10 protein-coding genes are annotated in these 11682 nt (G+C 77.2%); 1 reads left to right on the forward strand and 9 read right to left on the reverse strand.

All coding sequences use genetic code 11. The annotated features are described in order from the left end of the window. Nucleotides 1–16: 16 nt before the first annotated feature. The 5 genes from ACOACO_RS13875 to ACOACO_RS13895 all read right to left on the reverse strand — a co-directional run bounded on the left by ACOACO_RS13875 (nt 17) and on the right by ACOACO_RS13895 (nt 4353). The gene (locus ACOACO_RS13875) at nt 17–1000 is read right to left on the reverse strand and encodes a DUF808 domain-containing protein (RefSeq protein ID WP_420296863.1); all 984 of its coding nucleotides are present in this window, start codon (nt 998–1000) and stop codon (nt 17–19) included. Between the two features lie 135 nt (nt 1001–1135). Next, the gene (locus ACOACO_RS13880) at nt 1136–2161 is read right to left on the reverse strand and encodes an SIS domain-containing protein (RefSeq protein WP_420296864.1); all 1026 of its coding nucleotides are present in this window, start codon (nt 2159–2161) and stop codon (nt 1136–1138) included. Nucleotides 2162–2189: 28 nt separating this feature from the next. Next, on the reverse strand, nt 2190–2405 hold the full coding sequence (locus ACOACO_RS13885) for a Trm112 family protein (protein WP_420296865.1): 216 nt from the start codon (nt 2403–2405) through the stop codon (nt 2190–2192). Then, nucleotides 2402–3778: a phosphomannomutase/phosphoglucomutase gene (locus ACOACO_RS13890; RefSeq protein WP_420296866.1), complete on the reverse strand. Its 1377-nt coding sequence runs from the start codon at nt 3776–3778 to the stop codon at nt 2402–2404. Before ACOACO_RS13890 ends, ACOACO_RS13885 begins: the two co-directional genes overlap by 4 nt. Before the next feature lie 74 nt (nt 3779–3852). Continuing rightward, nucleotides 3853–4353, reverse strand: coding sequence for a DUF3499 domain-containing protein (locus ACOACO_RS13895; protein WP_420296867.1), 501 nt, complete (start codon nt 4351–4353; stop codon nt 3853–3855). A gap of 151 nt (nt 4354–4504) precedes the next feature. Between ACOACO_RS13895 and ACOACO_RS13900 the strand changes: the two genes are divergently transcribed. Beyond that, a complete protein-coding gene (locus tag ACOACO_RS13900; RefSeq protein ID WP_420296868.1) occupies nt 4505–4864 on the forward strand; it encodes a metallopeptidase family protein in 360 nt (119 codons plus the stop codon). A gap of 31 nt (nt 4865–4895) precedes the next feature. Here ACOACO_RS13900 and ACOACO_RS13905 read toward each other — a convergent pair whose 3' ends face one another. The 4 genes from ACOACO_RS13905 to ACOACO_RS13920 form a co-directional block, all read right to left on the reverse strand. Next, a complete protein-coding gene (locus ACOACO_RS13905; protein ID WP_420296869.1) occupies nt 4896–6458 on the reverse strand; it encodes a DUF5719 family protein in 1563 nt (520 codons plus the stop codon). Further along, nucleotides 6455–9541: a glycosyltransferase gene (locus ACOACO_RS13910; protein WP_420296870.1), complete on the reverse strand. Its 3087-nt coding sequence runs from the start codon at nt 9539–9541 to the stop codon at nt 6455–6457. The genes ACOACO_RS13905 and ACOACO_RS13910 overlap by 4 nt, the downstream gene beginning before the upstream one ends. Before the next feature lie 85 nt (nt 9542–9626). Next, nucleotides 9627–10826, reverse strand: a complete 1200-nt coding sequence (locus ACOACO_RS13915; protein ID WP_420296871.1) for a SpoIIE family protein phosphatase — start codon at nt 10824–10826, stop codon at nt 9627–9629. Beyond that, nucleotides 10823–11635: an alpha/beta fold hydrolase gene (locus tag ACOACO_RS13920; RefSeq protein ID WP_420296872.1), complete on the reverse strand. Its 813-nt coding sequence runs from the start codon at nt 11633–11635 to the stop codon at nt 10823–10825. Before ACOACO_RS13920 ends, ACOACO_RS13915 begins: the two co-directional genes overlap by 4 nt. Nucleotides 11636–11682 lie beyond the last annotated feature (47 nt).

Raw genomic sequence — 11682 nt, forward strand, 5'->3', positions numbered from 1 at the left:
GCGGACGCGGTCGAGCCTAGGACGCGTCGGGCGCCGATCCCGAATCCGCGTGGGCCGTGTCACCGCCGTGCTTGCCGCCGCGGCGGGGCACCAGGTGCAGCACGGCGACGACGACCGCGCCGACCACGAGCCCGACCACCGCGGAGGCCGCCGTGTTGGTCAGCCAGCCGCCCACGGCGCCCAGCGCCCCCAGGGCGTGGTGGACGTCCTCCTCGAGGTGGTGCACGAGGCCGTACGGCGCGTGCCAGCCGAGGTCGTCGACCCCGACGAGCAGGATGTGGCCGCCCACCCACAGCATCGCGGCGGTGCCGACGACGGAGATGACGGTCAGCACCTTCGGCATGGCCTTGACCATCCCGTTGCCGATGGTCTGCGCCGCACGCGAGGGGCGCTGCGCGAGACGCAGGCCGACGTCGTCGGTCTTCACGATGAGCGCGACGACGCCGTAGACGAGCGCGGTGATCCCGAGGGCGACCACGACGAGGATCGCGGCGCGGGAGAGGAACGGCTCGTCGCTCACCTCGTTGAGCGAGATCACCATGATCTCGGCCGAGAGGATCAGGTCCGTGCGGATCGCGCCGGCGACGAGCTTGCCCTCGGCGTCCGGGCCCGCCTCGATCACGTCGGCGCCGTGAGCGCCGTGCCCGCTGACCTTCTCCCAGATCTTCTCGGCGCCCTCGTAGCAGAGGAAGGCGCCGCCGGCCATGAGGATCGGCGTCAGCAGCCAGGGCAGGAACTGGCTGAGCAGCAGGGCCGCCGGCAGGATGATCAGCAGCTTGTTGCGCAGCGACCCGACGGCGATGCGCCGCACGATGGGCAGCTCCCGCTCGGCCGCGACGCCCTGCACGTACTGCGGCGTGACGGCGGTGTCGTCGACGACGACCCCGGCCGCCTTCACGCTCGCGCGGCCGGCCGCGGCACCCACGTCGTCGATCGAGGCCGCCGCGAGGCGCGCGAGCGCCGCGACGTCGTCGAGCAGGGCGAAGAGGCCGCCGCTCACCGGCGGGCCCCAGGGAGGAGGGAGGTCGTCGAGGTCGTCACGTCGAGCAGCCTAGTGGGACCCCGGCGTGACCGGTGCCCGTCGGCGCGCGACGCGTCGGGCCACGTCGGGAGGGACGCCCCAGGGCGGGACGCGTCAGGCGGGGACGAGCCCCAGCCCGAGGTACGCCGCGGCGTACCGGCCCTGCAGCAGCAGGGACGAGTAGCGGGCCACCTCTCCCCCGTCGTCGTGGCGCAGCTCGACGACGCGCACGTCGTGGGCGGCCGCCACGGCCCGCAGGTGCCCGGCCTGCTCGCGGACCCGCGGGTCGTCGGAGCCGTCGTCGAGGACGAGGAGGACCGGCCGGCTCGCCCCGCCGTCGCCGTCGAACGGGTCGGCGAAGACGTCGCGTGGGCGCGCCGCCTCGAGCACGGGCAGCAGCTGCTCGGCGTCGCCCGCGAGCGCGGCGCGACCGGAACCGGCCCGGAGCGCCTCGGCCACGCGCCGGGCCGCACGGGCGGCCAGGGGCGTGCCGCCCCACACCAGCGGGACGGCGTCGGCGAGCCCGATGGCCGCCTCCTTCGCCGGGTTGCCGGCGATGTCCCGGTACGGCGAGCAGCGCACCGCGACGTCGTCGAGCGCCACGGCCACCACCTCGGGGTCGGTGCTGCGACCGAGACCGGCACCGGCGAGGAAGTCGAGGGCGACGACGGCCGCGGCCAGGGGGTCGCCGCTGGTGGTGGGCAGCAGCACGACGTCGCGCCCGTTCGCGTGGTCGGCGACGAGCGAGGCGGGCGGGCAGGCCACGAGCACGTCGGCGCCCCGCCGTACCGCCTCGGCCACGGTGCCGGCGGCGGCGACGTCGTCACCGCCCGGGGCGAGCACGACGACGAGGTCGAGGCTGCCCGTCCAGCCCGGCAGGCCGGGGCCGGACCAGGCGACGAGCGGCACGGGGCAGCCGGCCTCGAGCACCGCGCGCAGCAGCCGGGCCTCCGCACCGGCCGCCACGACGGCCCGGGGGCGGGGACGCTCCCGGGCCTCCTGCACGCGACCGTCGACGGCCTCGGCCGCCGCCTGCGCCTCGCGGCGGACCCGCGCACCGGACTCGGCCAGCGCGCGGAGCCGGGCGTCGGCACCCGCCAGCGCCCGCTCGTCGTCCAGCCGGGACTCGTCGAACCACATCGTCGTCACCGCCTCCGGACCGGCCACCTCAGGCCGGGCGGCGCGCCTCGTCGACGAGCAGCACGGGGATGCCGGAGCGGACCGGGTAGACGTAGCCGCAGGCGGTGCAGACCAACGTGCTCTCGTCGGAGGGGCTGCCGAGGTCGGCCGCGGCTCCCCCGGTGGTGTCGACGTCGCGCTCCTCGAGCGTGCCGTGGCACGCGGGGCACACGACGATGCGCAGCAGGGTGGGGTCGACGCTCATCGGCGGATCACCGCCAGGGCCTCGTCGCGGACCCGGGCCATCGTGGCCTCGTCCTTGCCCTCCACGTTGAGGCGCAGCAGCGGCTCGGTGTTGGACGCCCGGACGTTGAACCACCAGTCGGGGGCGTCGAACGTGAGGCCGTCGAGCTCGTCGATCGTGACGTCCGGCTGCTCGCCGAACGTGCGGCGCAGCTCGGCGATCACCGCCGCCTGGTCGGCGACCGTGGAGTTGATCTCGCCGCTCATGGGGTAGCGCTCGTACTCGGCGAGCAGCTGGGACAGCGTGACGTCGGTTCCGGCCAGCGCCGCGAGCGCGTGCAGCGCGGCGAGCATGCCGGAGTCGGCGCGCCAGAAGTCGCGGAAGTAGAAGTGGCCGCTGTGCTCGCCGCCGAAGACCGCGTCGGTCTCGGCCATGGTCGCCTTGATGTAGGAGTGGCCCACCCGGGTGCGGACGGGGGTGCCGCCCTTCTCCGCCACGATCTCCGGCACGGCCTTCGAGGTGATGAGGTTGTGGATCACCTTCGAGCCGGGCACCCGGGCCAGCTCGCGGTCCGCGATGAGGGCGGTGAGCGTCGAGGGCGAGACGGCGCGGCCGTTCTCGTCGACGAGGAAGCAGCGGTCGGCGTCGCCGTCGAAGGCGAGCCCGATGTCGGCCTGCTCGGCCACCACGCGGGCCTGGAGGTCGACGAGGGTCTCCGCGTCGATCGGGTTGGCCTCGTGGTTGGGGAACGTGCCGTCGAGCTCGAAGTACAGGGGCACCATCTCGACCGCGTCGGTGCCGAGGCGCTCGAAGACGGCGGGCGCGGTGAGGCCGGCCATGCCGTTGCCGGCGTCGACGACCACCTTGAGCCGGCGGCCGGTGACGGGCGCGAGGGACAGCAGGTGGGCGGCGTACGCCGCGAGCACGTCGTGCTCCGTGATGCTGCCCGTGCGGGTGGCCGGGGCGGGCTCCTCGCCGGCGACGAGGTCGCGGATCTCGGCCAGGCCCGTGTCGGTGCCGATCGGGACCGCGTTGGCGCGGCACATCTTGATGCCGTTGTACTGCGCCGGGTTGTGGCTGGCGGTGAACATCGCCCCGGCGTGGCCCAGGTGGCCCGACGCGAAGTAGAGCTGGTCGGTGGACGCGAGGCCGATGAGGACGACGTCGGCGCCCTGGTCGGCCGCGCCCTGCGCGAAGGCCCCGGCCATGCCCGGGGACGAGGGCCGCATGTCGTGGCCGACGACGACCGTGGGAGCACCGGTGACCTGCACGAAGGCGGCGCCGACGCGGCGCGCGAACTCCTCGTCGAGCTGGTCGGGCACGGTGCCCCGGACGTCGTACGCCTTGAAGACGGCGGTGAGGTTGGAGGGGTCGAGCGTTCCGCTGGGCGCCATGCCCCGGAGCCTAGCGTCCCGCGCACCGGCGGTACGCCGGAAGCCGGGCGGCAGGCCGGACAGCGGCCCCGGGCTCAGAGCAGGGTGGGGTCGGTGTCGAGCACCCGCAGGTGCCCCCCGCGTCGCGCGGGCGCGCCGTGCCGGGTGGGACGGCCGGGGGCCTCGCGCGGGTCGAGGGGGTCGCGGGGATCGGCCGGCCCCGTCGCCGACGGGGGCGCGGACGGGCGGCGCTCCTGGTCGAACGGCTCGTCGCGGCCCTGCGGGCCGACGACGTGCGGCGGGCGGCTCGGAGCCGGCGCCGGGCGCACCGCGGCCTCGCGCACGGCGTCGGCCAGCGCGAGGAGGTCGTCGTCGGACGGGCCCGAGGCCACCGGCACGTTCGCCAGGCGGAGGACCTCCCAGCCGCGCGGCGCGGAGAGCCGCTCGCTGTGCTGCTCGCACAGGTCGTAGGCGTGGGGCTCCGCCGTCGTCGAGAGCGGCCCCAGCACGGCGGTCTGGTCGGAGTAGACGTAGGTGAGCGTCATCGCCGCGGGACGACCGCAGGCGGTGCGCGAACAACGACGGGCAGACCTCACGGGGCAGGACGGTACTCCGGGCCGCCGACGCACCCGACTAGGCTCGCGGTGGTCGGAGGGAGATTCGGTGGACGAGGCGGCACGACCCGTACGGCGGCGCGACCGGCACGGTCGCGGGGGCCGCGGTCCCCAGGTCGGCACCGTCCCCGGTGTGCGCCGGGCCCGGCCCACGCCCGGCGAGCGCTTCGACGCCGTCGTGCTCGCGGTCGTCTCGGCGGTCGATGCCCCGTGGCACGCGCACCTCGCGGCGCTCGGGGAGCTCGAGTACGCCGTGGAGGAGATGCCGCTCCTGCCCGACGACTGGGACGACGACGTGCCCCTCGGCTCGCTCGTGCGCGCCCGGGCCGGTCAGCCCCACCGCATCGTGCTGTTCCGCCGCCCCCTCGAACGGCGCAGCGAGTCGCGCACCGACCTGGAGGAGCTCGTGCGGCGCGTCGTCGCCGAGCTGCTCGCCGAGCTGCTCGGCACCACGCCGGACACCATCGACCCCGGCTACGACCCGGACGCCTGACCCGGGCGGGTCGCCCGAGCCCGGTCGTGGCTCACGGCCAGGCGCGGCGCACCACGGCGACCAGGTCCTCCGGCACGGCCGGCGCGAGCGCGAGCACGCTGGTGCGGGCGCCGACGGTCACGGCGACCGCCCCGCGCACCGCGCCGTCGGCGGACTCCACGTCCACCCGCGCCGCGCCCGCCGGGACCTCGACGGCGATCGACGCGCCCCGGGCCAGGTCGACGTCCTCGCGCAGCAGCTCCGAGCCGTCCTCCGCGCGGGCCACGACCGTCGTGGGCGTCGCCGCGTCCTCCCCGGTGTCGTCCCCGGCGTCCTTCGACAGCACGAGGCGGGCGGCGCCCGGCTGCGGCGGGAGCAGCGCCGTGCCCGTCGCGAGGGTGGCGGCCGGGACGGCGGCGACCTCGTCGGCCCCCGTGCCCGAGCGCAGGGTGGCGGCGACGTCGCCGGTGGCGACGACCCGCACGCCGAGCGCGCCCCCGGCGCCCTCGGCCAGCCCGTCGGCGACGGCGGCGGTCAGGTCCAGCGTGGCCACCGAGCGGGGCGCGACGACGACGGGCTCGACCCCGGCGGGCCGGTAGCCGCCGTCCGCGCCCAGCAGGTCGACCTCGACCTGCACCTGCGCGTCGGCCGGGTTCGCGACCACGAGGGTGCGGGCCGTGGTCGCGTCGCCGGGCAGCCCGAGGAGCGTCGTGGTCGGGGCGGCGACCGGCTGCAGCGGCGCCCAGGTGGAGCCGCCGGCGGTGCCGTCGAGCGGCCGGGTGGTCTGCAGGGCGCCGAGCGCGAGGCGCCCCCGGGTGACCTCGACCCGCAGGCCGAGCTCGCCGCGGGTCGGGGCCAGGGCACCGAGGTCCAGGCGACGGGTCTCCCCCGCCCCGACGACGACCGAGCGGGCGGCCTCGACGTCGACGGGCCCGGTCTCGCCGAGCACGGTGACGGCCGCGACGGCCGTGCCGGCGTCGGGGTTGGTCAGCTCGAGCACCGACGCGCGGTCGGCGCCGGCACCGAGGCCGACGAACCACCCGCCGGTGTCGGGGGCGCGGCAGGTGCGGCCGGCGCCGCCCGTGCCGTCGTACCGGGCGGCGACCAGCCCGGGGGCGGCCTCGCCGGACGCGCGGACGGTGGTCGCCGCACCGGTCGACGTGGTCGTGACCGCTCCGTCGGCGACGGGGACCTCCTCGCCGTCGAGCTCGACGCCCGCCCCGGCGACGGCGGGGCCGGTGGCGGCGCGCACGGTGCCGGCGTCGGGCACGAGCGCGTCGAGGTCGCCGTCGGTCCCGGCGGCGACCCCGGCGGAGGGGCAGACGAGGGTGGCCGCGGTGCGGACCTGCGTGTCGGGGGCCGTCGCGGGCGGGGTGGGCGCGCCGACGCGCACGGCCGCACCGAGGCCGAGGGCCACGACGGGGAGCACGACGGCGGCGAGCACGACCGGGTCGAGCCGGCGGCGACGCTCGGTCGTGGGGGCCGCGCGGCGGCGGCCCCCCGCCCGGCCGGTGGTCCCGGGGGTCCCGGGGGTCCCGGGGGTCCCGGGGGTCTCGGCGGTCCCGGGGGTCTCGGTGGTCCCGGGGGTCTCGGGGGTCTCGGGGGTCTCGGTCATGCCCGCTCCTCCTCACGTGCGCGGTCGCCCGCGGGTCGGCTGGGGCCCGCCATGACGAGGACGACCAGGACGGCGACGACCTGCAGGGCGAGCAGCAGGCCGCGCAGCAGGTCGGTGCCTGCCGGCGCCACGGCGTCCTGCGCCGGCGGGTCGACGAGCTCCCAGGCCCGGGCGCCGCCCTCGGCGCCGCTCGCCGGCTGGAGGCCGGCCACGGAGTCGAGGGTGGCGCGGATGGCGGGGTCGCCCGGCGCGGCCTGCACGACGTACGCGACGCCTGCGGCCCGCAGCCGGTCCACCGCCTCCTCGGTCGGCTCCGAGACGAGGGTGCGCACGTCGTCGGCGAACGCGGCGTCGGCCGGCGTCAGCGCGGCGACCTCCTCCTCACCTAGGCGCAGGCCGTCCTCGCGACGCACCTCGAAGGTGAGACCGCCGCGCACCGTGCCGTCGAGCACGAGCACGCCGTACGACGGCGACTCCTCCGAGCGCTGCGCCATGTAGGCGGGGATGGCGCTGTCGCGGTCGTCCGCGACGATGTCCGCCCCGGGCCCGACGAACCAGGCGAGCCCCACGACGGGGACCACGGCGAGCACGAGCAGCGGGACGAGGGTGGCCGCCCGTCGTACGGCCCCGCCCGCCCGCGGCAGGGAGGCCGGGAGCCCCTGGGCGCCCAGCACGGCGGCGGCCACCGCCGCCCCGCCGACGACGACGACGACGAAGCCGACGGCGGCCGGGGTCTCGCCCGCGGCCAGGTCGAACGTCGGCAGGGCCAGCACGGCGGCCGGCGCGAGGACGGCGACGGCGACGGCCCAGCAGCCGACGACGGCGATGCGGCTCGCGGGCACCGCGAGGGCGAGCAGCGCGGCACCCAGCAGCAGGTACGCCGGCCACGCGGCCGCCGCCCCCGCGTCGAGGCGCAGCGCCAGCAGGTCGGTTGGCGCGAGCACGTCGTAGGGCAGGCGGCCGGCCTCGCCGACGAGCGCGACGAGGTCGCCGTGGAGGAGGGTCGGCACCAGCCAGGGTGCGAGGAGCACGAGCGGGGTCGCCAGCGCGACGGCGACGGGCGCGACGGTGCCGGACAGCACCGCGCGGTCGCGGAGCGCGCGGGCACCGCCGGCCAGCAGGGCGAACGCGGTCACGACGAGCAGCACCCCGGCGGCGAGCCACCACGCGAACGGGACGAGCGCGACGACGAGGGTCAGCAGCAGTCCCGTGCGCCAGCCGGCCCGCCAGCGGCGCTCCCGCTCGGGGTCGGCGAAGCCGAGGGCCGCGTGGACGCACCACGGCAGCAGGGCCGCCGCCCACACCACCCCGAACCGGCCCTGGGCCCAGGCGCCGGACGTGACGGGCAGGAGTGCGTACGTGAGGGCGCCGACGCCGAGCAGCCAGGGCGAGGTGCCGCGGGGGTCGAGCAACCGGCCGGCGACGCCGAGCAGGCGCCACGCCCCCCACAGCGCGAACGGCACCGACAGCACGAGCAGCAGGGAGACGGTGGCCGCCGGCCCACCGGGGAGCAGCCAGGCGAGCAGGGCCAGGGGCGCGACGTACGGCGGCGCGGGCACCTCGCTACCCGTGCCGATGGGCAGCTGCGAGGCGAGGTGGAGGGTCCACCACGCGCCGGTCGTGCCGGGCACGGGCGCCAGCGCGCCGCCCGAGATCCCGCCGATCGCGGCACGCGCGCCCACCAGGCAGAGCACGACGGCGGCGGTGACCGCCAGCGCGACGGGGCTCGTCACGTAACGCACCAGCCAGCCGCTCTCGGCGGCGAGCTCGTCCTCCTGCGCGGCCGGCACGGCCGCACGGGTGCCGGAGCGGCCCGCGGCGGCCCGCTCCCGCTCGGCGGCCGCCCGGGCGTCGCGGCGCCGGTCGGCGACGTCGGCGGCGTGGGTCGTCAGCGCGCCCACGACCTCCCCCACCGCGTCGAGGCCGTGGCGGTAGGGCAACCACCAGGGCGCCAGCAGCGGTCGCACCTCGGCGTCGGGCACCGTCCGCGTCGTACGACGCGTCGCCCGCGCCCGGCGCAGCTCCCCGGGCCGGCCGCAGACGACCGCCAGCGCGACGAGCTCGTCGAGCGCGGTCGCCGGGCGGCGGGTCAGCAGGAAGCCGAGGGCGCGCAACAGACCGCCGAGCACGAGGCGCAGGTAGGTGGGCACGAAGCGGCGGGTCGAGCAGTTCGCGAGGACGACGCGGAGCAGGGCGCGGCGCTCGGCCTGGTGGACGTGGCGGCCGGCGACGCTGCTGCGACGCAGCCCGCGGTGGCCCGCCTCGGCGTGGAAGACGACGGCCTCGGGGGCCACGACGATCCGGCGCCCCGCGGCGGCCGCGCGCCAGCCCAGGTCGAGGTCGGCGCCCAGCACGGGCAGCGCGGGGTCGAAGCCGCCGAGGTCGTGCAGCAGGGCGGGGCGCACGAGCATGCCGGCGCTGTTGACCGCGAGCACGCGGTGGGAGACGTCGTACTGGCCCTGGTCGTACTCCCCGCGCTCCAGCCCCGTCTCGCGGCGGGCCGTGCCGCTGACCGTCACGCCCACCTCGAGCAGGCGGCGCAGCGAGGGCCACTCGCGCAGCTTCGGACCGACGGCGTCGACGTCGGGGGTGACGGTGGCGCACTCCAGGAGCCGCTGCAGCGCGGTGGGCGCCGGGGCCGCGTCGTCGTGGAGCAGCCAGACCCACTCGACGTCCGCCCCGCCGGCGCCGCTCTCCTGGAGCCGGGCCAGCGCGAGGTCGACGGCCTCGCCGTACGAAGCGGTGGCCGGGGCCTCGAGCACCTGCGCGTGCCCGAACGCGGCGTCGAGGAGCGTGCCGCTGCCGTCGGTGCTGCCGGTGTCGACGGCCAGCGCCCGCCCGGGACGCACGGTCTGGGCGGCGAGGCCCTCGAGGACCGTGGGCAGCCAGGCCGCGCCGTCGTGGGCGACCAGGACGACGGCGACGCGCGAGGCGTCCACCGGGACGATCGGCGCCTCGTCGGGGTGCGCGTCCCGCAGGTCGGCCCAGTGGTCCTCGACCTCGCCCTCCGCGACCCCCGGCCGAGCGGAGGGACCCGTGGCCCAGGGGGCCTCGGGAGGGAGCGGGAGGTCGGCGTCGGTCACGGTCGGCCACCCTACGATCCGACCCCAGCACCCTCCGAAGTCGCGGGTGCGGCGGCGGTCACGGCGCGACGGGGCTCAGGACCGCTCAGGTGGGCGCGAGGGTGACCACGGCGATGTCGTCGGCCGTGACCCCTCCCTGGTACGCCAGCGCGGCGTCGGTGACGGCCGCGGTGATGGCGCCCGCGTCGTGGGCGGCCTCGGCGATCAGCCGGGCGAGGTGCTCCTCGCCGAGCAGCCCGCCCACGCCCTGGGCCTCGGTGACGCCGTCGGTGTAGAAGGTGAGCGTCTCGTCGGTGAGGAGGTGCTCGACCGTGTGGAACTCCGTGCGGTCCATCAGCCCCACCGGCGTGCCGTAGGTCCCGAGCTCCTCGACGCGGCCGTCGGTGGTGCGCAGCAGCGGCGCCGGGTGCCCGGCGAGGGCGAGCCGCAGGTGCCAGTGCCCCGCGCGCCGCTCGAGCCGGGCCAGGACGAGGGTGCAGAAGTGGCCCGTGGGGTCGCGGCGCAGGGCCAGGTCCAGCAGGGTGAGCGCCTGGGCCGGGTCCTCGTGCTGCATCGCCAGTGCTCGCACCGTGTAGCGCACCATCGCGGTGACCGCGGCCGCGGAGGCGCCCTTGCCGCTGACGTCGCCCAGCACGATGCCCCACGTGTCGGCGTCGAGCTGGAACACGTCGTAGAAGTCGCCGCCGACCAGGGTGCCGTCGCCCGCCGGCCGGTAGCTCGCGGCGATGTCGAGGTTCGGCACGGCCGGGGGCGTGGGCGGGACGAACGTGGCCTGGAGGGTCGCGGCGAGGGTGGCGGCGGCCGCGCGGGACGCCTCCGCGGCCCGGGTGGCCCGCAGGAGGTCCGCCTCGTAGCGGCTGCGGTCGCGCAGCTCGAAGACCGCCGCCCGGACGGTGCCGCCACCGTTCTCCGCCTCGTGGTGCACGGCGCTCAGCAGCACCGGCACCCGGGCACCGGCGGGCGTGACGAGCTCGAGGAACACCTCGCGCACCGCACCGGTCTCGCGGAGCATGGGGACGAGATGGGTCTCGATGAGGATCCGGCCACCCACCGAGACCACGTCCCGCAGGGAGCGCCCGGCGAGCGCCCCGGCCGGCTCACCGGCCGGGTCCGTGCCGTCGCAGCCGACGAGGTCGACGAACGCGGCGTTGGCGCGCCGGATGGTGAGGTGCTCGTCGAGGACCAGCTGGGCGCACGGGGACAAGGACCACTCGCCGGAGTCGTCCCAACCGCCGTCGGGTTCCGCCGAGCGCGGCGGATCCGGGGGGTCGAGCGCAGCGCTCACGCAGGCGTCCCCGTGAGGAAGGCCCGGATCGCGTCGGTGGTGGCCGCGGGTGCGGTGAGGTGCGGGCAGTGCCCGACCGTCTCGATGACCTCGTAGACGGAGCCGGCGATCTGCTCGTGGACGAACCGGCCCGCGCTCGGCGGTGCGACCGCGTCGATGGCGGACTGCAGCACGAGGGTGGGGGCGTCCACCCCGGCCAGGTCGGCGCGGTTGTCGCCCCGGAAGGTGACCGTCGCGAACTGGTGGGCGATGTCGGGCCGGGTGCGGCAGAAGCTGCTCTCCAGCTCGGCGGCGGCCGCCGGGTCGCCCCCCTGGCCGCTGCCGGCGACGATGCCGGCCAGCGGGTTCTGCCACCCGAGGTGGTTGTGGTCCATCATCCGCAGCAGGTCGTCGATGTCGGACTCCGAGAACCCGCCCACGTAGCCGTCGTCGTCGACGTACCGCGCGGAGGGGGCGACCAGGACCAGGCGGGAGACGAGCTCCGGCGCCCGCAGCTGGGCCAGGACCCCGATCATCGCGGAGACCGAGTGGCCGACGAACGCGACGTCGGACAGGTCCATCTCGCGCAGCAGGCCCAGGATGTCGTCGACGTACCCGTCGAGCGAGGCGTAGCGCTCGCTGTCGTAGGCGGACATGTCCGACGCGCCCGAGCCCACCAGGTCGAGGAGGACGACCCGGTGGTCGGCGGCGACGGCGGGGGCCACCCGACGCCACATCTGCTGGCCGCAGCCGAACCCGTGCACGAACACCACGGGCGGAGCGTCGAGGGGGCCCGTCACGGAGACGTTCAGCCGGAGCGACAGGGACACGGGGCCGATGCTCGCACAAACGGCCTTCCCGTGCAGTCCCGGCCCCG

Origin of the sequence: Nocardioides sp. CPCC 205120, from assembly GCF_048654585.1 — a bacterium.
Lineage (GTDB): Bacteria > Actinomycetota > Actinomycetes > Propionibacteriales > Nocardioidaceae > Nocardioides.

Coding starts and splice junctions, on each gene's coding strand:
- ACOACO_RS13890 (WP_420296866.1), bottom strand. CDS start 3,778: ATGGCGCCCAGCGGAACGCTCGACCCCTCCAACCTCACCGCCGTCTTC.
- ACOACO_RS13905 (WP_420296869.1), bottom strand. CDS start 6,458: ATGACCGAGACCCCCGAGACCCCCGAGACCCCCGGGACCACCGAGACC.
- ACOACO_RS13885 (WP_420296865.1), bottom strand. CDS start 2,405: ATGAGCGTCGACCCCACCCTGCTGCGCATCGTCGTGTGCCCCGCGTGC.
- ACOACO_RS13880 (WP_420296864.1), bottom strand. CDS start 2,161: ATGTGGTTCGACGAGTCCCGGCTGGACGACGAGCGGGCGCTGGCGGGT.